Source organism: Bradyrhizobium sp. B039 (assembly GCF_038965675.1).
GTDB lineage: Bacteria > Pseudomonadota > Alphaproteobacteria > Rhizobiales > Xanthobacteraceae > Bradyrhizobium > Bradyrhizobium diazoefficiens.
In genome coordinates, this window is the sequence record NZ_CP152416.1 from 3,327,398 (window position 1) to 3,350,860 (window position 23,463).

The 23,463-nt window shown below is 66.0% G+C and carries 19 protein-coding genes; 16 read left to right on the forward strand and 3 right to left on the reverse strand.

All coding sequences use genetic code 11. From position 1 onward, the window contains the following. The 11 genes from AAFG50_RS15510 (at position 1) to AAFG50_RS15560 (ending at position 13,114) form a co-directional block, all read left to right on the forward strand. Positions 1-750 carry an SDR family oxidoreductase gene (locus AAFG50_RS15510; RefSeq protein WP_011086119.1) on the forward strand — a complete coding sequence of 250 codons (750 nt, stop codon included), beginning with the start codon at positions 1-3 and terminating at the stop codon, positions 748-750. After that, positions 747-2,183, forward strand: coding sequence for an NAD(P)/FAD-dependent oxidoreductase (locus AAFG50_RS15515; protein ID WP_028172069.1), 1,437 nt, complete (start codon positions 747-749; stop codon positions 2,181-2,183). The genes AAFG50_RS15510 and AAFG50_RS15515 overlap by 4 nt, the downstream gene beginning before the upstream one ends. Positions 2,184-2,301: 118 nt before the next feature. Next, on the forward strand, positions 2,302-3,921 hold the full coding sequence (locus AAFG50_RS15520) for an ABC transporter substrate-binding protein (protein ID WP_028172068.1): 1,620 nt from the start codon (positions 2,302-2,304) through the stop codon (positions 3,919-3,921). Between the two features lie 28 nt (positions 3,922-3,949). Beyond that, positions 3,950-4,984 (forward strand): ABC transporter permease, encoded by a 1,035-nt coding sequence (locus tag AAFG50_RS15525; protein ID WP_028172067.1) that lies wholly within the window; start codon positions 3,950-3,952, stop codon positions 4,982-4,984. Beyond that, entirely contained in the window at positions 4,981-5,829 is an 849-nt protein-coding gene (locus AAFG50_RS15530) for an ABC transporter permease (RefSeq protein WP_028172066.1), read from the forward strand. The genes AAFG50_RS15525 and AAFG50_RS15530 overlap by 4 nt, the downstream gene beginning before the upstream one ends. Beyond that, positions 5,826-7,496, forward strand: coding sequence for an ABC transporter ATP-binding protein (locus AAFG50_RS15535; RefSeq protein WP_028172065.1), 1,671 nt, complete (start codon positions 5,826-5,828; stop codon positions 7,494-7,496). The genes AAFG50_RS15530 and AAFG50_RS15535 overlap by 4 nt, the downstream gene beginning before the upstream one ends. Before the next feature lie 142 nt (positions 7,497-7,638). Continuing rightward, the gene (locus AAFG50_RS15540) at positions 7,639-9,243 is read left to right on the forward strand and encodes an ABC transporter substrate-binding protein (RefSeq protein WP_011086125.1); all 1,605 of its coding nucleotides are present in this window, start codon (positions 7,639-7,641) and stop codon (positions 9,241-9,243) included. Positions 9,244-9,260: 17 nt separating this feature from the next. After that, positions 9,261-10,202 carry an ABC transporter permease gene (locus AAFG50_RS15545; protein ID WP_027548944.1) on the forward strand — a complete coding sequence of 314 codons (942 nt, stop codon included), beginning with the start codon at positions 9,261-9,263 and terminating at the stop codon, positions 10,200-10,202. Further along, positions 10,199-11,122: an ABC transporter permease gene (locus AAFG50_RS15550; RefSeq protein ID WP_011086127.1), complete on the forward strand. Its 924-nt coding sequence runs from the start codon at positions 10,199-10,201 to the stop codon at positions 11,120-11,122. Before AAFG50_RS15545 ends, AAFG50_RS15550 begins: the two co-directional genes overlap by 4 nt. A gap of 19 nt (positions 11,123-11,141) precedes the next feature. Beyond that, positions 11,142-12,131, forward strand: a complete 990-nt coding sequence (locus AAFG50_RS15555; protein ID WP_028172064.1) for an ABC transporter ATP-binding protein — start codon at positions 11,142-11,144, stop codon at positions 12,129-12,131. After that, positions 12,128-13,114, forward strand: coding sequence for an oligopeptide/dipeptide ABC transporter ATP-binding protein (locus tag AAFG50_RS15560; protein WP_028172063.1), 987 nt, complete (start codon positions 12,128-12,130; stop codon positions 13,112-13,114). The genes AAFG50_RS15555 and AAFG50_RS15560 overlap by 4 nt, the downstream gene beginning before the upstream one ends. Positions 13,115-13,116: 2 nt before the next feature. Here AAFG50_RS15560 and AAFG50_RS15565 read toward each other — a convergent pair whose 3' ends face one another. The 3 genes from AAFG50_RS15565 to AAFG50_RS15575 form a co-directional block, all read right to left on the reverse strand. After that, positions 13,117-14,061, reverse strand: coding sequence for an acetamidase/formamidase family protein (locus AAFG50_RS15565; protein ID WP_028172062.1), 945 nt, complete (start codon positions 14,059-14,061; stop codon positions 13,117-13,119). A 4-nt stretch (positions 14,062-14,065) separates the two neighbouring features. After that, positions 14,066-15,484: a cytosine permease gene (locus AAFG50_RS15570; RefSeq protein WP_038966001.1), complete on the reverse strand. Its 1,419-nt coding sequence runs from the start codon at positions 15,482-15,484 to the stop codon at positions 14,066-14,068. Between the two features lie 289 nt (positions 15,485-15,773). Continuing rightward, positions 15,774-16,217, reverse strand: a complete 444-nt coding sequence (locus AAFG50_RS15575; RefSeq protein WP_039184155.1) for a MarR family transcriptional regulator — start codon at positions 16,215-16,217, stop codon at positions 15,774-15,776. A gap of 234 nt (positions 16,218-16,451) precedes the next feature. Between AAFG50_RS15575 and AAFG50_RS15580 the strand changes: the two genes are divergently transcribed. The 5 genes from AAFG50_RS15580 to AAFG50_RS15600 all read left to right on the forward strand — a co-directional run bounded on the left by AAFG50_RS15580 (position 16,452) and on the right by AAFG50_RS15600 (position 23,398). Then, the gene (locus tag AAFG50_RS15580) at positions 16,452-17,729 is read left to right on the forward strand and encodes an amidohydrolase/deacetylase family metallohydrolase (protein WP_028172059.1); all 1,278 of its coding nucleotides are present in this window, start codon (positions 16,452-16,454) and stop codon (positions 17,727-17,729) included. A 9-nt stretch (positions 17,730-17,738) separates the two neighbouring features. Then, a complete protein-coding gene (locus tag AAFG50_RS15585; RefSeq protein WP_039184158.1) occupies positions 17,739-20,132 on the forward strand; it encodes a xanthine dehydrogenase family protein molybdopterin-binding subunit in 2,394 nt (797 codons plus the stop codon). Beyond that, positions 20,129-20,965 (forward strand): FAD binding domain-containing protein, encoded by an 837-nt coding sequence (locus tag AAFG50_RS15590; RefSeq protein ID WP_028172057.1) that lies wholly within the window; start codon positions 20,129-20,131, stop codon positions 20,963-20,965. Before AAFG50_RS15585 ends, AAFG50_RS15590 begins: the two co-directional genes overlap by 4 nt. Further along, positions 20,962-22,167, forward strand: coding sequence for a 2Fe-2S iron-sulfur cluster-binding protein (locus AAFG50_RS15595; protein ID WP_028172056.1), 1,206 nt, complete (start codon positions 20,962-20,964; stop codon positions 22,165-22,167). Before AAFG50_RS15590 ends, AAFG50_RS15595 begins: the two co-directional genes overlap by 4 nt. Positions 22,168-22,243: 76 nt before the next feature. Then, positions 22,244-23,398 carry an ABC transporter substrate-binding protein gene (locus tag AAFG50_RS15600; RefSeq protein WP_028172055.1) on the forward strand — a complete coding sequence of 385 codons (1,155 nt, stop codon included), beginning with the start codon at positions 22,244-22,246 and terminating at the stop codon, positions 23,396-23,398. Positions 23,399-23,463 lie beyond the last annotated feature (65 nt).

Sequence of the window (23,463 nt, forward strand, 5' to 3'; positions counted from 1 at the left end):
ATGCGGCTGCAGGGGCGCACGGCCATCATCACCGGAGCGGGCTCGGGCATCGGCCGGGCCAGCGCAAAGCTGTTCGCGGCGGAGGGCGCGCGTCTCGCGCTGGTCGATCGCGATGCCGCGGGTCTTCAGGAAACGCTGGGCCTCGTGAGAGAGGCAACGGTGCATGTCGGGGACGTCGGCGATGCCGCATTGGCCGAGACTGTTGCCGGCGATGTCGTGGCGCGCCACGGCCGGCTCGATATCCTCATGACCGCTGCCGGCTTCTCCTGCGGCGGCACGGTGCTGACGACGAGCCCGGACGACTGGGACGCGGTGTTCCGCGCCAATGTCGGCGGCACCTGGCTGTGGGCGCGAGCCGCGGTGCCTCACATGCAGCGGCAGCAGAGCGGCTCGATCATCACGCTGGCATCGCAGCTCGCCATCGCCGGCGGCAAGGGCAACAGCGCCTATATCGCCGCCAAGGGCGCGATCGTGAGTCTCACGCGGACGATGGCGGTGGATTTCGCCACCGACGGCATTCGCGTCAACGCCATCGCGCCCGGCGCGATCGACACGCCGATGCTTCGCCGCAGCTTTGCCCGTCACGCCAATTCGGACGAGGTGCGCGAAGCTTCGCGCAACCGCCACGCCATGAAGCGGTTTGGCACGGCGGAAGAGATCGCGCAGACCGCGCTGCATCTCGCCAGCGACGCGTCGTCCTTCACGACCGGAACCGTAATGGTGGTTGACGGAGGCTGGCTCGCGGCATGACCGACGCGCTGGGAGAGCTCGAAGCTGACGTTCGCGCTGATCTCGCCATGATCGCGCATCCGGGCGCGGCATGGCTTGAGCCGAAGATCGGGCCTGATGGCAAACCGGCGCTGGACGTGCTCGTCGTCGGCGCCGGCCAATCCGGCATCGCCATCGGCTTCGGCCTCATGCGCTCCCGCGTCAGCAACATCCTGCTGCTCGACAAGGCCGAGGAGGGGAAGGAGGGTCCGTGGCTCACTTACGCCCGCATGCCGACGCTGCGCAGCCCCAAGGACTACACCGGTCCCGACCTCGACATTCCGAGCCTGACCTACCAGTCCTGGCACGAAGCCCGCTTCGGCAAGCAGAGCTGGCAAGAACTCGGCCTGATCGAACGCGGGCATTGGGCTGAGTATCTGCTGTGGCTGCGCCGCACGGTCGGCTTGCCGGTGCGCAACGCTTGCGAACTCCTGGAGATCGCGCCTGCGTCTGACGGCTTGCTCACCGCGCGAGTAAAACGGGCAGGAGAGGTCGAGACGCTCTACGCCCGCAAGATCGTGCTGGCGACGGGGCAGGAGGGGATGGGCGGCTGGATGATCCCGGAACCGCTCCGCCATCTGCCGTCAGGTTCGGTCGCGACCGTCGCCGACGACATCGACTTCGAAAAGCTGCGCGGCAAGCGCGTCGCCGTAATCGGCGCCGGTGCGTCCGCCTTCGACAATGCGGCGACCGCGCTGGAGGCTGGCGCCGCCGAGGTGCATCTGCTGTGCCGCCGTACGCAGATCCAGGTGATCCAGCCCTATCGGTGGCTGACCTTTCGCGGCTTCCTGCGTCATCTCAGCGATCTCGACGATGCCTGGCGCTGGCGCTTCATGCGCACCATCCTCGAAATGCGGGAAGGCTTTCCGCAAGCAACCTATGATCGCTGCGCGCGTCATGCCAATTTCACACTGCACGAGGGCGCGCCGGTCGAGGCGGCCCGGGAGACGGGCAAAGGCATCGAATTGCAGACGCCGCGCGGCGCCATCCGTGCTGATTTCGTCATCTGCGGCACCGGCATCGACATGAGCTTTGCCGGGCGCGGCGAGCTCGCTGCATTCGCCGGCAACATCGCGACCTGGGCCGACCGCTATCAGCCGCCTTCGAGCGAGCGCAACGAACGGCTCGGCCGCTTTCCCTATCTCGCCGACGATTACGCCTTCACCGAGCGTGTGGCAGGCGAGACGCCCTGGATTTCCGACATCCATCTCTTCGCCATCGCCTCCACCATGAGCTTCGGTCCGTCGGGATCGTCGATCAACGCGATGACGACGGCCGTCCCGAAGCTGGTCCACGGCCTGACGCGCGGCCTGTTTCGTGCCGATATCGCGCGGCACTGGGCTTCGCTCAGCGCCTATGACGTGCCGCAGGCCGTGGTCACGCGGCCGGCGCGAAAGACGGGGGAATCGCGATGATCATCCATGCGCCGCCGCGACGAAGCGTCCCCACGCGCGACCCGTGAGACTGGCGCGCAACTTGCTTGTTTCTTAACCTGCCTTGCTGGCGTTCTTGTCGAAATTCAGGGAAAAACGAATGCGTTTTGTGTCTTTCAGGCCGGCGTCCTCGATGCTTGCCACTGTCGCGCTTCTGCTCATCGCGAGCGCGCCCTCGCAGGCCCAAACCAGGGCGGAAACGCTGCGCTATGTGACCGGCGCATCCGTCAACACGCTCGATCCCAACATCCCCGGCTCGACGCGCGAGTCCTTCGCGCTGAGCATGAGCACTTACGACCGGCTGGTGGCGTTCGGCCGCAAGCAGCTCAACGGCAAATGGGTGTTCGATCTCGACACGATCACCGGCGAGCTCGCCGAATCCTACGACGTCAGTCCCGACGGGCTGAAGCTCACCTTCCGCCTGCGCAAGGACGCCAAGTTCCAGGACGGCTCGCCTGTTACGGCCGACGATGTGAAATGGTCGCTCGATCGCTGCGTCACCGCGCCGATCCTCGGCAAGGCGCAGCTCCTGACCGGCTCCTTGACGTCGGCCGATCAGTTCAAGGTGATCGATCCCCTCACCATCGAGGTGACGCTGCCAAAGCCCGACAAGCTCGCGCTGCCGAATTTGGCGACCGTCTATCCCATGATCATCAACTCGAAGGTCGCCAAGGAGCACGCGACCGCGGATGATCCCTGGGCCACCGCCTGGCTGAAGGAGCACACCGCCGGCAGCGGTGCCTACGTGGTCGAGACTTTCAAGCCGGGTGAGCAGGTGATCCTCAAGCGTGACGAGTCCTGGAACCGCGGCTCGGCCAACAAGCCCGCCTTCTTCAAGCGTGTGATCGTGCAGTCGGTGCCGGAGCCGGCGACCCGCGCCAACCTGGTCGAGCGCGGCGATGCCGACATCGTCGTCGATCTCCAGGCGAGCGACGTGCAGTCGCTCGAGGCCAAGGGCAAGCTCAAGGTGATCTCGACGCCGCAGTACAATGCGATCACCTTCGTCTCGATGAACAACCAGATCCCGCCCTTCGACAACGTCAACGTCCGCCGCGCCATTGCCTTCGCGCTGCCCTATGACGACATGTTCAAGGCTGCGCTGTTCGGCCGCGGCGCGCCGCTGTTCGGCGCGAGCTGGCCGGACGGCAAGCCTGTGAACGGCATCTATCCGTTCCAGGCGCCGGTGAAGACCGATCTCGACAAGGCCCGCGAGTATCTCAAGGCCGCCGGCCTTCCCGAAGGTTTTTCGACCACCTTCAGCTTCAATGTCGGCCAGGCCTCGACGGCCGAGCCGATGGCGTCGCTGGTGAAGGAATCGCTTGCGAAGATCGGGATCAAGGTCGACATTCAGAAGCTGCCGGATGCGCAGATGTCGACGCAGATCAACGAGAAGAAGCTGCCGTTCTTCACCGAAGGCATCGTCGCCTGGCTGCCGTCGACCGATTATTTCTACCGCAACTTCTATACCGGCAATCAGCGCTGGAACTACAGCTCCATCAACAATCCCGAGCTCGCCGCGATCGCGCAGGAAGCCCGCTTCGAGCCGGACAAGGCCAAGTACGACGACGACGGCCGCAAGCTCAACGCGATCCATTTCAGCGAGATGCCGCAGATTCCGCTGTGGCAGCCGAACCAGGACGCGGTGATGGCGTCGTCGATCGAGGGCTATACCTACGAGTTCCACCGCCAGGTGGATTACCGCGACGTCAGCCGCAAGTGAGATCGGCAAACAAGGGAGGCTCTGAAAGGTGATGACCGGTCTTGGCGCAACGATGATCCGGGCGGGCAGGCGGCTTCTGTCGTCGCTGCCGGCGCTGTTCGGCGTGCTGGTCTTCACCTTTCTTCTAATGCGCGTCCTGCCCGGCGACCCCGCGGTGTTCTTTGCCTCGGGGCCCAACGCCGGCAAGGAGGAGATCGAGCAGATCCGCAAGCAGATGGGGCTCAACAGGTCGGTGCCGGAGCAGCTCGTGTTCTATCTCTCCGACATCGGCCACGGCAATCTCGGCCGCTCCATGATGACGGGGCAGCCGGTGCTGAAGGATCTGCGCGAGCGGCTGCCGGCCTCGCTCGAGCTCACCTTCACCGCGCTGCTGATCGCGCTGATCGCGGCGGTGCCGCTCGGCGTCGTCGCGGCGCTGCGGCCGGGGTCGATCGTCGATCACGGCGTGCGGCTGTTCTGCGCGCTCGGCGTCTGCGTGCCGACCTTCGTGTCGGGCCTGCTGCTGATCTACGTCTTCTACTACCTGCTCGGGCTCGCGCCCGATCCCACGGGCCGGATTGACGTCTTCACCTCGCTGCCGCCGCAGCGCACCGGCTTCCTCTCGATCGATTTCCTGCTCGCAGGAGATTTTGAAGGCTGGTGGGCAGCTTGCAAGCAGCTGGTCCTGCCGGCGGTGAGCATGGCCCTGTTCGTGATCGCGCCGCTGGCGCGGATCACGCGCGCCTCGATGCTGGTTTCGCTCGGCAGCGATTTCGTGCGCACCGCGCGCTCTGTCGGGCTGTCGTGGCGCAAGGTGGTCGTCACCTATGCGCTGCGCAATGCGATTCTCCCCGTCATCACCATCGCCGGCATCGTATTCTCGACCATGCTGGGCGCCAATGTCCTGGTGGAGAAGGTGTTCTCCTGGCCGGGCGTTGCTTCCTACGCGCTCGATGCGCTCTTGTCCTCCGACTATGCGCCGGTGCAGGGCTTCGTGCTCCTGATGGCCAGCCTCTTTGTGCTGGTCAATCTCGTGGTCGATGTCTGCTACGGCATCGCCGATCCCAGGGTGTCGATCGAATGACCAGCGCAACCCTCCGCCATTCGGTCTGGATCCTGCGCGGCAATCCGCTTACGGCCGTCGCCGCGGCCGGCGTCCTTCTGTTCGTCCTCCTCGCGATCTTCGGCCCCTGGATCGTGCCCTATGATCCCGTGGTCTCCAATGTCTCGGAAGCGCTGCTGCCGCCAAGCGCGGCGCACATTGCCGGCACCGACCAGCTCGGGCGCGACGTGTTCAGCCGCCTCGTGATCGCGGCGCGGCTCGACCTTGCTATCGCGGTCTCCGCGGTCGGCATCTCCTTCGTGATCGGTGCCGTTGTCGGCTCGTTCTGCGGTTATGCCGGCGGCAGGCTCGACCGGGGCGTCGGCCGCTTCGTCGACGTGATGATGGCCTTTCCGCTGTTCGTGCTGGCGATGGCGATGGTCGCGGCGCTCGGCAACCGGATCGAGAACATCGTGATTGCAACCGCGATCATCAATCTTCCCTTTTACATTCGCTTCGCGCGGGCCGAGGTCAACGTCCGGCGCAATGTCGGCTGGGTCGAGGCCGCGCGCGCCTGCGGCGAGAGCCACTTTTCGGTGGTGCTGCGGTTTTTGTTGCCGAATATCCTGCCGGCGATGGCGGTGCAGATCTCGCTCAATCTCGGCTGGGCCATTCTGAATGCGGCGGGCCTGTCCTTCATCGGCCTTGGTGTCAAGCCGCCGACGCCGGAATGGGGCATCATGGTCGCGGAAGGCGCGCGCTTCATCTCGACCGGACGGTGGTGGCTGGTGGCCTTCCCCGGCCTTGCGCTGATGCTGGCCGTGCTCTGCTTCAATCTCCTCGGTGACGGGATGCGGGACATTCTCGATCCCCGCATGCGCACATGAGCAAGGAACTGCTCAGGATCGACGACCTCCACGTCTCGTTCTCGACGCGGCGCGGCATGGTCGAGGCCGTGCGCGGGGTCACGCTCACCGTCGAAGCCGGCGAGATGCTCGGCCTCGTCGGCGAGAGCGGCTCGGGCAAGTCGGTTACGGGGTTCGCAACGACAAGGCTGCTCGATGCCGCCGGCCGCGTCACCGGCGGCAAGATCCTGTTTCGCGGGCAGGATGTGACAAAACTCCGGGGCGACGATCTCCGTCAGCTCCAGGGCGCCGCGATGTCCATGATCTTCCAGAACCCGCGTGCGGCGCTCAATCCGATCCGGGCGATCGGCTTGCAGATCGCAGACGCGATCCTCACCCACAAGCGCATCTCGAAGGACGCCGCGCGCGCCGAGGCGCTGGAGCTGCTGCGCGCGGTCCAGATCCGCGACCCCGAGGTGCGGATGAACGCCTATCCGCACGAGCTCTCCGGCGGCATGTGCCAGCGCGTGATGATCGCGATCGCGATCTCCTGCAATCCCGCACTGCTGATTGCCGACGAGCCGACCACCGGCCTCGACGTCACCACGCAGAAGGTGGTGATGGATCTTCTGGCGGACATCGCCGCCGCGCGCGGCATGGCGACGATCCTGATCACGCACGATCTCGGGCTCGCGGCGCGCTACTGCCGTCGCATCGCGGTGATGGAGCGCGGACGCATCGTCGAGGAGGCCAGTCCCAGGACTCTCTTCACCACGCCGCAGCACGCCTACACCAGGCGCCTCGTTGCGGCATCGCCGACCGCGACGTCCCGGATCGAGGATCTCGTGACGGAGGAGGAGCGGGAAGGCTACGCGGCGGTTGTCAACATGCCGAGGCAGGAGCCCGCGCACGGTACGCCGCCGCTGCTGGAAGTGCGCAAGCTTGCCAAGCGTTTCGATCAGGGCTCCGCGGCGGTCGCGGATTTCTCGATGACGATGGCCGGCGGCGAGAGCGTCGGTCTCGTCGGCGAGTCCGGCTCGGGCAAGAGCACGACGTCGCGGATGATCTGCCGCCTGATCGATCCGAGCGAAGGCGACATCGTGTTCGACGGGCAGTCGATCGGTCATGTGGCATCGCGTGATTTTCACCGCTCGTCCTTGCGCAAAGACATTCAGATGGTCTTCCAGGACCCGAACGAGAGCCTCAACCCGCGCTTCACCGCCTTCGACTGCATCGCCCATCCGCTGATGCGGCTCGACGGCATGCGGGCGGGCGACGCGCTACGCGCGCGGGTCGAGGAATGCGCGGAGCGCGTGGGGCTGCCGCTCGATCTCTTGCCGCGCTTCCCGCACCAGCTCTCCGGCGGCCAGAAGGCCCGCGTCGGCATCGCCCGCGCCATCGCCTGCCGGCCCCGGCTTCTGGTGCTGGACGAGCCGACCGCCGCACTCGACGTCTCCGTGCAGGCGGTGGTGCTGCAATTGCTCGATCGCTTGCGCCGCGAGAACGACATCGCGCTGCTGTTCGTCAGCCACGATCTCAACGTGGTGCGCATGCTCTGTGATCGCACCATCGTGCTGCGCAATGGCGGCATCGTCGAACAGGGCGAGAGCCGGGCGCTGTTCGACAATCCGAAGACCGACTACACGCGCAAGCTGGTCGAGGCGATCCCGCATATCGAGATCGGGCCGACGCTGGCGGCGGCGCTTTGAGGTCTCGATCGACCAAAAGTGACGATGAGATCCCGCTGGCGAAGGCCTGGTTACTGGCATACCATTTGCACGCCAATGGGCTTCGGTTTCACTGCTCTTGGCCAATGATTGGCCGGCATCACGGCATTACTGGGAGGACTTCATGGATCGCAGGACCGTATTGAAGGGACTGGCTGGCGCAAGCGGCCTGGCATTGACGGGCGGCCTTTCGGCCCCGGCGATCGCCCAGGGTGCCGCGGCGCGCACCCTGCGCTTCGTGCCGCAGGCCAATCTCGCCAATTTCGATCCGATCTGGGGCACGCAATATGTCGTGCGCAACGCTGCGGCGCTGGTCTGGGACACGCTTTACGGCATCGATTCCTCGCTCCAGCCGCAACGCCAGATGGTGGAGTCCGAGGAAGTCACCGACGACGGTACGACCTGGACGTTCAAATTGCGGCCGGGGCTCAAGTTCCATGACGGCGAGCCGGTGCTGAGCAAGGACGTCGTCGCGAGCCTTACGCGCTGGTCGGCGCGAGATCCGATGGGGCTCATGATCAAGGCGCTTCAGCAGGAGCTGACGGCCGTCGACGATCGCACCTTCAAATGGGTGCTCAAGCAGCCCTTCCCGAAGCTGCTCTACGCGCTGGCCAAGAACAACTCGCCGTGCGCCTTCATCATGCCGGAGCGCATCGCGCAGACCGATCCGTTCAAGCAGATCACCGACTATGTCGGCTCCGGGCCGATGAAGTTCGCCAAGGGCGAATGGGTGCCCGGCGCGAAGGCGGTGTTCGAGAAGTTCGCCGACTACGCGCCGCGGCAGGAGAAAGCGTCGTGGCTGGCCGGCGGCAAGCAGATCATGGTTGACCGCATCGAATGGATCGTGATGCCGGATCCGGCGACCGCGGCCGCCGCCTTGCAGAACGGCGAGGTCGACTGGTGGGAAAGCCCGATCGCCGACCTCGTTCCGGTCCTGAAGAAGAACAAGAACATCAGCGTCGACATTGGCGATCCCCTCGGCAATGTCGGCTCGTTCCGCATGAACTTCCTGTATCCGCCCTTCAACGACGTGCGGGCGCGGCGCGCGGTGCTGATGGCAATGAGTCAGGAAGACTACATGCGCGCGATCGTCGGCGACGACACCGCGTTGTGGAAGCCGCTGCCCGGCTATTTCACGCCGGATACGCCGCTCTATTCCGAGGCGGGCGGCGAGATCCTGAAGGGCAAGCGCGATCTCGACGCAGCCAAGAAGCTGCTCGCCGAGAGCGGTTATTCCGGCCAGCCCGTGACGTGCCTCGTGGCGCAGGACCAGCCGATCACCAAGGCGCAGGGCGACGTGACCGCGGACCTCCTGAAGAAGCTCGGCATGAATGTCGATTTCGTCGCGACCGACTGGGGCACGGTCGGCTCGCGCCGTGCACAGAAGACGCCGCCGGGACAGGGCGGCTGGAACATGTTCCACACCTGGCATGCGGGCGCGGACTGCATCAACCCTGCGCCGTACACCGCCATTCGCGCCAACGGCGACAAGGCCTGGTTCGGCTGGCCCACCAGCCCCGGCACCGAAAAGGAGGTCGCGTCCTGGTTCGAGGCCAAGAACCTCGATGAGGAGAAAGCCGCCATCGGCCGCCTCAACAAGGCGGCGCTCGATGACGTCGTCTACGCGCCGACCGGCTTCTTCCTGAGCTACACCGCGTGGCGCAAGAACGTCTCCGGCATTACCAAGGGGCCGCTGCCGTTCTTCTGGGGCGTGTCGAAATCCGCATGATCGCGCGCTGAGGCCAGATGCTCTCCTACATCCTCCGTCGCATCGTCGCGACCTTGCCGGTGATGGCAATCGTCGCGCTGTTCGTGTTCAGCCTGCTTTACATCGCGCCGGGTGATCCGGCCGTGGTGATCGCGGGCGATCAGGCGAGCCCGGAGGATGTGGAGCGAATCCGCCAGAGCCTCGGTCTCGACCGGCCGTTCCTGATCCAGTTCGGAAGCTGGGTCTGGCGCATCCTGCACGGCGATCTCGGCACCTCGATCTTCACCAATCTGCCGGTCTCGACGATGATCGGGCAGCGTCTCGGACCGACGCTGTCGCTGATGATCGTCACGCTGCTGCTCACCATCGTGGTCGCGGTGCCGCTCGGCGTGGTGGCGGCGTGGAAAGCCGGCAGCCTGATCGACCGCGTCATCATGGGCTTTGCCGTGTTCGGCTTCTCGCTGCCCGTCTTCGTGGTCGGCTACATGCTTGCCTACATCTTCGCGCTCGAACTGGAATGGCTGCCGGTGCAGGGCTACACGCCGCTTGCCCAGGGCTTTTGGCCCTGGCTGGAGAACTTGATCTTGCCGGCGGTCGCGCTGGGCTGTGTCTACATCGCGCTGATCGCGCGCATCACCCGCGCCACCATGCTCGAAGTGCTGCAGCAGGACTATATCCGCACCGCGCGGGCCAAGGGCCTCGGGCAGGGCGGCATCCTGTTTGTTCACGCGCTGAAGAACGCGGCGGTGCCGATCGTCACCGTGATCGGGATCGGCATCGCGCTCCTGATCGGCGGTGCCGTCGTCACGGAAAGCGTGTTTGCGATTCCCGGCCTCGGCCGGCTCACGATCGATGCGATCCTGCGCCGCGACTATCCCGTCATCCAGGGGATCGTGCTGCTGTTCAGCTTCGTCTACGTCCTCGTCAATTTGATGATCGACGTCATCTATACGCTCGTTGACCCGAGGATTCGCTATTGACCGACACCACCGTCAACCCGCAATCGCTCCCGGCCGGTCTAGTCCTCGCGCCGCAACTGCCGGAGATCCTTCGGCCGGTCAAGATCCGGCGCGGCTTCATCGGCTTCCTGCGCGGTCATCCGACGGTCGCCATCGGCGGTGCGCTGCTGCTGACGCTGGTCCTGATCGCGATCTTCGCGCCTTATCTCGGAACGGTCGATCCGACCGCGCTCGCGCCAGCCAAGCGCACGCGCGCGCCGTCGGCGGACTACTGGTTCGGCACCGACGTGCTCGGCCGCGACATCTATTCGCGCGTGCTCTTCGGCGCGCGGGTCTCGCTCACGGTCGGCCTGTCGGTTGCGATGTTCGCGTCTGCGGTGGGCCTTGCCATCGGCATCGTCTCCGGCTTCATCCGCTGGGCCGACGGCATCCTAATGCGCTTCATGGACGGCTTGATGTCGATCCCGCCGATCCTGCTGGCGATCGCGCTGATGGCCTTGACCCGCGGCAGCGTCGGCAACGTCATCCTGGCCATCACCATCGCCGAGATCCCGCGCGTCTCGCGCCTCGTCCGCAGCGTGGTGCTGTCGCTGCGCGAGCAGCCCTATGTGGATGCGGCGGTGGCCTGCGGCACGCGCACGCCGATGATCATCCTGCGCCATATCCTTCCCAACACGCTCGCGCCCATGCTGGTCCAGGCGACCTACATTTGCGCCAGCGCCATGATCACGGAGGCGATCCTGTCCTTCATCGGTGCGGGTACGCCGCCCACCATTCCGTCTTGGGGCAACATCATGGCCGAGGGCCGCGCGCTGTGGCAAGTCAAGCCCTATATCGTGTTCTTTCCGGCGGCCTTCCTGTCCGTCACCGTGCTCGCCGTGAATCTGCTCGGCGACGGCCTTCGCGATGCGCTCGATCCGCGCATGGCCAAGAGCCTCTGATGTTGCGAGGCTGATCACGATGGCGCTGCTCGAAGTCGAAGACCTTCAGGCCCACTTCCGTACGCCCAGCGGCATCAACCGCGCGGTCGACGGCGTGTCCTTCCATGTCAACGAGGGCGAGACGCTCGCCATCGTCGGCGAATCCGGCTGCGGCAAGTCGGTGACCTCGATGTCGCTGATGCGGCTGATCCCGGAGCCGCCGGGCAAGATCGCAGGCAGCATCCGCTTTGCGGGCAGGGACCTCCTCAAGCTGTCCGACCGCGAGATGCGCGCCATCCGCGGCAACGACATCTCGATGATCTTCCAGGAACCGATGACGAGCCTCAATCCGGTCCTGACCGTCGGCCGCCAGATCCGCGAGACGCTGATGATCCACCAGGGCCTGGACAAGCAGGCCGCCGAGGCGCACGCGATCGAGATGCTGACGCTGGTCGGCATTCCCGAGCCGAAGCGGCGCGTGCGCGAATATCCGCACCAGCTCTCCGGCGGCATGCGCCAGCGCGTGATGATCGCCGTTGCGCTGGCGTGCAATCCAAAACTTCTGATCGCGGACGAGCCGACCACGGCGCTCGACGTGACCATCCAGGCGCAAATCCTCAAGCTGATGCTCGACCTCAAGAGCCGGGTCGGTGCTGCGATCATCCTGATCACGCACGATCTTGGCGTCGTTGCCGAGATCGCCGAGCGCGTCATGGTCATGTATGCTGGCCGCAAGGTCGAGGAGGCGCCGGTCGCCGAGCTGTTTCGCTCGCCCCGGCATCCCTATACGCAAGGTTTGCTCGGCGCCGTGCCGCGGCTTGGTTCGTCGCTGACGGGCACCGCGAGACGGCTGGCCGAGATTCCCGGGCAGGTCCCCGACCTGCGCAAGCCGATCACCGGCTGCGTCTTCGCCGGACGCTGCGCGCTCGCGACCGATCTCTGCCGCCAATATGCGCCGGGGCTCGAGGAGAAGGGCCCGCGCCATGTTGCGGCCTGTCACTACGCGGCGAAGGGAGCGGTCGCGGCATGAGTCCTCCTCTGCTCCAGGTCAACGACCTCAAGAAGCATTTTCCGGTCAACAAGGGCCTGTTCGTCCGCAAGTCCGAATGGGTGTATGCGGTCGACGGCGTGTCATTCGAGATCGCGCGCGGCGAGACGCTGTCGCTGGTCGGGGAGTCCGGCTGCGGCAAATCGACGGTCGGCCGCGCCATCCTGCGGCTGTTCGACATCACTTCGGGGCAGGTGATCCTCGACGGCCAGCGCATCGACGATGCCGCGCCGGCCACGATGCGCCAGATGCGCCGGCGCGTGCAGGTCGTGTTCCAGGATCCGTTCTCCAGCCTCAATCCGCGCATGCGCGTGCGCGACATTCTCGCGGAGCCGATCCGCAATTTCGGCCTCGCCAAATCCGCGGAAGATCTCGAGGTGCGCGTCACGTCTCTGATGGACACCGTGCGCCTGCCGCGCGAGGCGCTGAACCGCCGGCCGCACGAATTCTCCGGCGGTCAGCGCCAGCGCATCGGGATCGCGCGGGCGCTGGCGGCCGAGCCAGAGCTGATCGTCTGCGACGAGGCGGTCTCCGCGCTCGACGTCTCGGTCAAGGCGCAGATCGTCAATCTGCTCCAGGACCTCCAGCAGAAATTCGGCCTCGCGCTGCTGTTCATCAGCCATGACCTCGCCATCGTCGAGCACATGACCCATCGCGTCGCGGTGATGTATCTCGGCAAGATCGTCGAGGTCGCGCCGCGCCGGGAGATCTTTGCCGCGCCGAGGCATCCCTACACCAAGGCGCTGCTCTCAGCGGTGCCGCTGCCCGAGCCGGGCGCCCAGCGCAACCCGATCATCCTCGGCGGCGACGTGCCGAGCCCGATCAATCCGCCGAGCGGATGCCGCTTCCACACCCGTTGTCCATACGTGTTCGACCGTTGTCGCACGGAAGAGCCGGTGCTTCGGACGACTGGACCCGAGCAGTGGGTGGCGTGCCACCTCGACGAGGCACTAGAGGCACCATAAGTTTAGAGGCATGGCATGCGGGATTTCGCCAACACGCAGTGAATGCCCTTGTTGCCGTCGACCATCTGCGTGACCCGCAGGTCCGCGGCGATCGAGCAGAGCGTATAGGCATCCTGTGCGCCGAGGCCGCTGTGCTCGCGGATCAGCGCGATCATGTCGCGCAGCGCGGCCTTGGCCGCGTCGTCGAGATCCTCGTCAAAGCCCATGGTGATCCAGTCGGACGCCGTCTCGGCGCGGGGCGAGGTGAGGCGGAGATCGCGGCGGACGTGGAATTCGAAGGTGCCGGTGAGCGCCGCCTCGATCGCGGTCAGGCAGACTTCGCCGTCGCCCTGGAGCGCGTGGCCGTCGCCGGCGGAGAACAGCGCGCCCGGCACGAAGACCGGAAAATAGAGCGTGCTGCCGGCACCTAACTCCTTGTTGTCCATGTTGCCGCCGAAGGCCCGCGGCTCCTTCGAGGACAGCCGGCCCCAGGCGAGCGGCGGCGCGACGCCGAAATTGCCGAAGAAGGGGGCGAGCGGCAGCTCCTGGCCCCAGGGGAGCTTTGCGACGTTGCGCGCGCGGTCCAGCGGAATGTGGATGCGGCGGAACTCGGGGAAATCCTCAGGGAGAGTGCCGAGCGTCGGGACCTGGAGATTCCAGCCCCAATTGCAGCGCAGCTCGATGCTCAGCACGCGCACTTCGAGGACGTCGCCGGGCTCGGCGCCCTCGATGTAGACAGGCCCGGTGAGAAGGTGCGGCCCCGGACCGCGGAAGGCGCTTGCGAGCACCTCCGCATGTCCGGGCACGACATCAAAACCGAGCGACGGATCGGGCAGGTCGTCCGGCTCGCCCGAGAGCGTCTCGATGGTCACGCGGTCTCCGGATGCGATCCGGAGCACCGGCTTCAGCCGTCCGTCCCAGAGTCCCCACTGGACGTTTCCAGGAGTGGATCGCAGAATGTGGTCCATGCCTTCACCGGCCTGCGCTGCTCGCAACGATCGAGGAGGGCGACGTGACGTGCTTGCCCAGCGCCAGATAGACCAGCCCCGAGACCCCGATCCCGAAAAGCCAGCTCAGATCGGCTCCGCCCAGGAGGTTGATCGAGACCGGCCCCTGAAGCGCGCCGACCAGGCCGTCTTCCACCAGCCATCCGGCGACAAGGCCGGCGAAGAACGCGATCATGCCGGCCCAGTTGATGTCGCCATAGGCGCTGGTCTCCGGCGAGCGATAGAGCTCGGCGACGTCGATCTTGCCCTTCCGCTTGAGGAAGAAGTCCGCGAGCACCACGCCGGCCCACGGGCTCATCCACAACAAGAGGCTGATCATCCAGTTGTCGAACGCCTTGGCGAAGGACGGCGCGAAGATGAAGTACAGCGTGACCAGATAGCCGGCGACGCCAACGATGACGGTGAGCCAGAAGCGCGAGAACTTCAGCCCCGCGCTCAGCGCCGCCAGCGTCGCCGAGTAGACGTTGAGGATGTTGGTCGCGATCGGGCCGTGCAGCACCATCAGCAAAACGAGGATGCTGACCGGCCCGCCGAACACCGCGCTGACCATTTTTGCGGGATCGGTGTCCAGCGTGGTCGAGGCGATGGTCGCGCCGAGGATGCCGAGCCAGACCGTCGGCACGAACATGCCGACATAGCTGTACCAGAAGACGGATTTCGACGGCACGCTTTTCGGCACGAAGCGCGAATAGTCGGAGGCCCAGGTGACCCAGGAAATGCCCCAGCCGACGCCGATCGCGGTCATCAGCAGCGTCAGCATCGCCAGATGCGCGCCCGGCGGCAGCGAGGTCGTGAGGCTCCAGTTGACGACGCCGGGGCGCGTCCAGGCCAGCACGCTCATCAGCACCATGATGGCGATGGTGGGCGGCACCGTGTATTTCTCGAAGGTGCGGATCGCGTAGAAACCGTACACGCCGATCAGGACCTGCGCCGCCATCACCAGCGTGATGATGACGATCTCGATCAGCCAGGTGTCGGGCACGCCGAACTGGCCAAGGATTCCGATCGAAACCTTCACCGGGAAGTAGGTGTTCACGCCGATCCAGCCGAGCGTCATCACGAACATCAGGATGCTGGGCAGGTAGGCGCCGCGGACGCCGAACGCGGACCGGCTCAGCACCATCTGGTTGACGCCGGTCTTGTGCCCCATCACGGTGAAGGTTGCGAAGATCGCGCAGCCGACGATGTTCCCGAGCACGATGACCGCGATCGTCTCCATCAGCCCAAGCTTCAGGATGATCCCGAGCGCGCCGAGCGCCCAGTTGACCGGCGCGATGTTGGCGCCGGCCCAGATCCACATCTGCTGCGGTCCGGTCGAGTCCCGGTCCGCATCGGGAATTGGCTCGATGCTGTGAATATCAGCGCGAAGTTCGGAATCCGTCATGACATCCCCCAATACGAAGCACGCTTCGCATCGTTGCAGCATAAATCGTGCCATCGGTTGCGCAACCGCCGGAGCAGGGCGTGCGCCGATGCCGGATGCAATGAGGTTTGCGCCGGATTGTCATTGGAAATTCAAGCGTGCCCTGAACTCACGCGCGGGTTCGCCACCGTGCCCGCGAGACGCTGATCTCCTCCGCGCGCTTGCGGGCGGGAGGCAAAAGACGTTGCACGGTCGTGCAGCGGTACGATGATAAATTAAGCAGCCCCACCCAAAAGCGCAGCAGCCGCTTCTAATCGAATAGGGAAGCGGCGCTGTCGCGACTTGGGTTGCCGGCCACGATGCGCTGCATCATTTCGATGAAGAGCGCCTGTTCCCGCTCGCTCAAATCGCCGAGCGTCGCACGGTGCGCCCGTCGCGCCGCGCCTTCGATCTTGACCAGAAGCGCGGCGCCTTCAGGCGTCAATCGGCACAGGCGCGCGCGGCGATCGTCCTTGTTGATGGCGCGCTCGACCAGGTTCCGTGCAGCGAGCCGCTTCAGCGCACCGGTCGTCGTGGTCCGATCGAGGGCGATATCGGCCGCCAAAGTGGTCTGATCGGCGGTTTCGCGCACGGCTAGCGCCGAGAGCAGGCTGTATTGCAGCGGCGTGACCTCGAACGCGCCGCACGCTTCCTGAAACAGCGCGACGTGAATCTGGTGCAGCCGCCGGATCAGATAGCCGGGACGTTGCGACAATGGCCAGGGGCGGTGCTTGCCCCCGCTGCGACGCTTCTGTGCTTGCCGCAATGCACGCTCTCCCAACCCAAAAACTCCCTCGCGCTTAGCTCGATTCGAACGCGGCTGCCACCGCCTGATCATGGCATGATGCTTGCTTTTGTCAAAATACGAAGCATACTTCGTATTAAAATGCGAAGCATGCTTCGTAATCCGGGGCGGAGCAACCGCCTGCGCGGGACCGAGGAGAGCGTCATGTCAGTTACTGCCAGCTTCGACCTTCTGCTGCGAGGCGGTCGCGTGATCTGTCCGGCCTCGGGCGTGGACGGCATCAAGGACGTCGCCATCCGGGGCGGCAAGATCGCAGCGGTCGCGGCGGATATCCTGCCGACCAGCGCCAAGGAGGTCGTCGACGTCGGCGGCAAGCTGGTGCTGCCGGGGCTAATCGACACCCACGCCCATGTCTATCAATATGTCTCCGGCCGCTTCGGCATGAACCCCGACATGGTCGGCGTGCAGTCGGGCGTGACGACGTTGGTCGATCAGGGCGGCCCGTCCTGCATGACGCTGCCCGGCTTTCGTCATTTCATCGCCGAGCCCTCGGCCTCGCGCGTCTACGCCTTCTTGTCGGCCTATCTCGTCGGCGGACTGGAAGGACATTATTATCCGCAGCTCTATAGCCCCGACGGCGTCGACATCGATGCGACCGTCAAGGCGGCGACGGCCAATCTCGACATCGTGCGCGGCATCAAGGCCCATGCCGAGATCGGCGGCTTCGCGCGCTGGGGCATCCGCGTCATCGAGATGGCGGCGGAGATCGGCAAGCGCGCCGATCTGCCTGTCTATGTCCATTTCGGCCAGCTCTGGGGCCTGCCCGAGAGCGGCGCCAATGGCGAAGATGCCGACACCATCCTCACGCGTGTGATCCCGCTCTTGCGCGAAGGCGACGTTCTCGCTCATCCGTTCACGCGCCACCCCGGCGGCTTCGTCAACCGCGAGGGCGAGGTGCATCCGGTGATCCAGGCGGCGCTCGATCGCGGCCTGAAGGTCGATGTCGGCCACGGCAGCCATTTCTCGTACCGGCTTGCGAAGAAGGCGATCGCCGCCGGCATCATTCCGACCACGCTCGGCGCCGACATCCACGGCTACAACACCCATGTGCCCGCGCCGGCCGGAACGCCCGACGAGCACGAGGACGAGGAGAACCATCCCTTCGCGGGGCAGGCCAAGTTCAGCCTGGTCCAGGCGATGAGCTCGATGATGGCGCTCGGCCTGTCGCTCGAGCAGGTGGTGCCGATGGTCACCGCCAATCCGGCCAAGATGCTCGGCCGCAGCGCGGAGATCGGCGCGCTCAAGGTCGGCATGGATGCCGACGTCTCCGTGCTCTCGGAGAAGAAGGGGCGCTTCATCCTGAAGGACAACGAGAACAACGAGGTGATCGCCGAGCGCCTGCTGCAGCCGGCCTTCTGCCTGCGTGCCGGCACGCGCTTCGACGCGGTCGCCCCGATCCTGCCGCAGGCCGTCGCGGCGTAAGGCCGGGCGGTGAAGGAGGGCGCGGAGTTGCGCAACGAGCGAGAGTTTCCTTCTGGAAGGTCCGGGCAGGGCGTCGGCGTGCGCCTGCCGCGGAAGGAGGACGACCGCCTGATGCGCGGCCGCGGCCAGTTCGTCGCGGACATCAGGCTTAGCGGCCTTCAGGACGTCGCCTTCGTGCGCAGCCCGCTGGCGCACGCACGCATCCGCGCCATCCACGTGCCCGAGCGCCATCGTGGCAGCGTCTTCACGGCGGCGGACCTCGTCGGCATCAAGCCAATCCGCGCGGTATCTGGATTGCCGGGCTTCAAGATCTCGGAGCAGCCGGTGCTCGCCACCGGCAAGGTGCGCCAGGTCGGCGAGCTCGTCGCCATGTGTCTTGCGCCGACGCGGGCTGAGGCCGAGGACATCGCGGCCTCCGTGACGCTGGATCTGGAGGAGCTGCCCGCGGTCTATGACATGCTGAAGGCGCGCGAGCCCGGTTCGGGGCTGGTGCACGAGCATTGGGGCGACAACGTTTTCCTCGAGACCAACTTTGAGGTCGATATCTCCGCCGCGCTCGATGCGCCGATCAAGGTGACGCGCGAGATCTCGACCGCGCGGCAATGCATGTCGCCGCTGGAAGGCCGCGGCGTGGTCGCGACCTTCGACCGCCGGCTCGACCAGCTCACGCTGCATTCGGCGGCTCAGATGCCGCACATCACGCGCAGCGGCCTTGCCGAATGCTTGGGCATGGAGGAGGGCCAGATCCGCGTCATCTCGCCCGATGTCGGCGGCGGTTTTGGCCACAAGGGCATTCTGCTGCCTGAAGAGGTCTGCCTGTCCTGGCTGACCATGCAACGCGGCCACCCCGTGCGCTGGACCGAGGATCGCCGCGAGCATCTCGTCGCCAGCTCCAATTGCCGCGAGCATCATTACAAGATCACGGTCTATGCTAACAGCGACGGGACCTTGCGCGGCATCGATTGCGAGGCGACGGTCGATTCCGGCGCCTACTCGTCCTATCCGTTCTCCGCCTGTCTCGAGGCCGCGCAGGTCGCGAGTATCCTGCCCGGTCCGTACAAGATGCCGGCCTATCGCTGCCGCACCTTTTCGGTTGCCACCAACAAATGTCCGATCCTGCCCTACCGGGGCGTCGCGCGCACCGGCGTCTGCTTTGCGCTGGAATTGATGCTCGACCTCGTCGCGGTGGAGGCCGGGCTCGAGCCCGGCGAGGTGCGACTGCGCAATCTGGTGCGCCCCGAACAGATGCCGTTCGACAACATCACCAGGAAGCATTTTGACAGCGGCGATTATCCGGAAGCGATGCGCCGCGCGCTCGCCGCGATCGATGTCGACGCCATCCGCGCGAAGCAAAAGCAGGGCGGGGCAGATAGCCGCCGCATCGGCGTCGGCGTCTCCATCTATTGCGAGCAGGCGGCGCACGGCACCTCCGTCTATTCCGGCTGGGGCATCCCGATGGTGCCGGGCCACGAGCAGGCATCGGCACGGCTGACGCCGGATGGCGGTCTCGAGCTGCGTGTCGGCGTGCATTCGCATGGGCAGGGCATGGAGACGACGCTCGCCCAGGTCGCGCATGAAATGCTGGGAATAGACGTCGCAAAGATCCGCATCATCCTCGGCGACACCGCGATGACGCCCTATTCGACCGGCACCTGGGGCTCGCGCTCGATGGTGATGGCGGGCGGCGCGGTGGCAACCGCCTGCCGCGAGCTCGGCGAACGTGCGAGGCGCATCGGTGCCAAACTGTTGCAGCATGATCCGGCATCGGTCGTGTTGCAGAATGGCGAGGTGCGCGGCGTCAATGGCAGCGTCAGCCTCCGGGCGATCGCCCACACCTGGTATCGCCGCCCGCAGGATCTGCCGGCCGATGTCGATCCCGGCGGGCTCGAGGTGACGCAGGGCTACAAGCCCGTGCGCGACAGCGGGACGTTCAGCTACGCCGCGCATGCGGCCGTCGTCGCGGTCGATCCTGATCTGGGCGAGGTGGAAATCCTCGACTACGTGATCGTCGAGGACGGCGGCGTGCTGGTCAATCCGCTGGTGGTCGACGGCCAGATCTATGGCGGTCTCGCGCAGGGCATCGGCACCGCGCTCTACGAGGAGATGCCGTTCGACGCCTCCGGCCAGCCGCTAGCGACGACGCTGGCCGACTATCTGCTTCCCGGCGCGACCGAGGTTCCGGCGGCGCGCCTCGATCACATGGAGACGCCGTCGCCCTATACGCAGTTCGGCGTGAAGGGCATCGGCGAGGGCGGTGCCATCGCGCCGCCGGCCGCGATCGCCAATGCCGTCAACGACGCGCTGCGGCCACTCGGTGTCGAGCTGATGCAGTCGCCGATCACGCCGCATCGCGTCGTCGCGGCCGTACTGGCCGCTCGCGCGACTGAGAGGAGCGCGGCATGAAACCGGCGCCCTTCGCTTACGAACGCCCGCGCGATCTCAATTCGGCGCTGTCGATGCTGGCAGCGGCAGGCGGATCGGCGAAGATCATCGCCGGCGGCCAGTCGCTTGGGCCCATGCTCAATCTGCGGTTGGTGCAGCCGGAGCTGATCGTCGACATCTCCGGGCTTGCCGAGCTCAAGCGCGCGGTGGTGTCCGGCGGCGAGCTCGTGCTGGGTGCCCTGGTCACCCATGCCGATATCGAGGACGGCCGCACCGCCGACGTGACGCGTGGCGCGATGCGCGGCGTCGCGGCCAACATCGCGTATCGCGCCGTGCGCAACCGCGGCACGATCGGCGGCTCGCTCAGCCATGCCGATCCCGCCGCGGACTGGATTTCCGCGCTCGCGGCCCTAGGTGCGCAGGTGACACTGCGCAGTCTTGCCGGTGCGCGCACGATGGCGATCGAGGCGTTTGTCGTCGGTGCGCTGGAATCGGCGTTGCACGCCGGCGAAATCGTCGAGGCGATTCACGTGCCGGCCCGCGCGGCCTCCGCGCATTGGGGCTATGCCAAGAGCTGCCGCAAGACCGGCGAGTTCGCCCATGCCATTGGTGCGGTCCTGGTCGACCCGGCCACCGCCACCGCGCGCATCGTGATCGGTGCGATCGATACGGCGCCGATCGTCGTGACCGATGCCGCCGGGTTGTTCGGCGGCCGGATTGCGGCCGACTACAAGCAGCGTTTCGACATCCGCGTCGTCGACGCTCTTCTGATGAAGGCCGGCATCGACGATGCCGCGCAGCGCCATATCCATGTCAGCGTGTTGAAGCGCGCCGTCCTGGAGGCCGCGGCATGAACACGGTCTCGCTTCAGGTCAACCGGCGTGCGGTGGAGGTCTCGGCCGAGCCGCGCACCAGCCTTGCCGATTTCGTGCGCGAAAAGCTCGATCTCACCGGCACCCATCTCGGCTGCGAGCATGGCGTCTGCGGCGCCTGCACCGTGCTGCTCGACGGCGTGCCGGCGCGCTCCTGCATCACCTATGCGGTGGCCTGCGAAGGCGCCGACATCACCACGATCGAGGGCCTCGACGAGGACGAGGTCACGACCGAGTTGCGCGCCGCCTTCACCCGGGAGCACGCGCTGCAATGCGGCTATTGCACGCCCGGCATGCTGGTCTCCGCGCGCGACCTGGTGTTGCGCCTGCCTGACGCCGACGAACGGCGCATTCGCGTCGGCCTCAGCGGCAATCTCTGCCGCTGCACCGGCTATGTCGGCATCGTGCGCGCCGTGCAGTCCGTGATCGGGGCGAGGCGTGCGCGCAACATTGCGCCGCAGGCCGACGGTGGCCGGACCAGTCTCGGCCCCGCCGGATCGGGGCGAGCCGCACCCGATCAAGATCGGCAGTCGCTGCAGCCTACGCGACAGGCGTTAGCGCCGGTGTCAGAGAGTGCTGCACCGGGCAGAATTCCCGACTTCACGCCAGCGACCGTTCTCGATCAGCGCTTCTCGCTGCCGTATCTACCGGCGAAAGTGTTCGCGATGTTCGATGATATCGCGGGTATTGCAGCCTGCCTTCCCGGCGTATCGCTCACGGCGCCGCCAAGGCCCGAGCGTGTCGAAGGCGTGATTCGCGTCAGGCTCGGGCCGATCGCAGCAAGCTTCGAGGGGGCCGCGCGCGTCGAACGCGATCCCGCGACGCTCTCCGGCCGCATTGTCGGCATCGGCACCGACCAGCGCAGCCATTCGGCGACGCAAGGCGAAATCCGCTATCGCCTGATCCCGCTCGATGGCGGCGCGGCGACCTCCGTCGACCTGTCGATCGGCTACACGCTCACGGGCATGCTGGCGCAGGTCGGCCGGCCGGGCCTCGTGCGCGATCTCGCCAGACGCCTGGTCGCTGAGTTCGCGGGAAATCTCGACCGCCACATGTCGGGCGCGCCGTCGGGGCAGGCCGCCCCCGCGGAGCTCAGCTTCTGGTCGCTTGCATCAGACGTTTTGCGCGCTCGGCTCGCGCGCATGTTTGGCCGCGTCTTCACCGGAAAAGGTGGCGCGGAATGATCGGCGCGCTCGCGCCGCGGAGTGACGAAGCCTGGACTGGCATAACGATCAACAGCGTTGGATTTGGAGAGACAACATGACACGAGCACTCGGACTGGTCGGGACAATCGCGCTGGCGACGGCCCTGGTCGGCGGCGCCGTACAGGCGCAGACCATCAAGATCGGCGTCAACGAACCGCTCACCGGCGCGTTCGCGGCCTCCGGCACCTACGTCGTCAACGGCGCCAAGATCGCCGCCGACGAGATCAACGCCAAGGGCGGCATTTTGGGCAAGAAGATCGAACTGGTGATCGAGGACAACAAGAGCAACCCGACGGAAGCCGCCGCCGTCGCGGAGAAGCTCATCACCAGCGACAAGGTGCCGGTGCTGATGGGCGCCTGGGGCTCGAGCCTGACGCTCGCGGTGATGCCGAAGCTGATGGAATACGAGACGCCGATGGTGGTGGAGACCTCGTCCTCGGGCAAGATCACGACGACCGGAAATCCCTTCATCTTCCGCATCTCGCCGCCCTCGGCGGTCGAGGCCGCGGCGTTCAAGGGCATCGTCGACAAGCTCGCCCTGAAGAAGGTCGACTTCCTCGTCATCAACAATGACTGGGGCCGCGGCACCGCCGAGGACTTCAGCAAGATGATGAAGGACAAGGGCATCAGCATCGGCCTCGTCGAGACGATGGACCAGGGCGCGCAGGACATGAGCGCGCAGCTGTCCAAAATCAAGAGCTCGGAGTCCGAGACGGTCATCGTCACGACCGCCGTCGACCAGTTGACGCTGATCTTCAAGCAGGCTGCTGCGCTGGGCCTGAAGAAGCGCATCATCACCACCGGCGGCTCGCAGAACCCGGACCAGATCATCGCGCAAGCCGGGGCAGCCGCCAACGGCACCATGCATCTGACCACCTTCCTGCCCTGGTTCCCGGACAAGACGCCGAACCCGGAAGCGACCAACTACTTCATCACGGAATGGAAGAAGCGCGGCTTCGAGTTCGCCGGCTGCACCGAGAGCTTCCGCGGCTATGACGGCATCCGCACCGCGGCGGCCGCGATCGAGAAGGCGGGCAAGGCCGAGCCGGCCGCGATCAAGGCGGCGCTCTGGGATATCAACATCAAGGGGCTGAACGGCGACATCGTGTTCCGCAAGTCCGGCCCCGAGGGCAAGGAGAGCGGGCAGAGCCAGCCGAACGTCTATCTCATCGAGATCAACGACGGCAAGGTCGGGATGAAGACGCTCTAACGCGTTTCTTCGCGGGCGAGGGCGGCGCACCGCCGCTCTCGCCGCATTGCGGGTCATACGGAAAC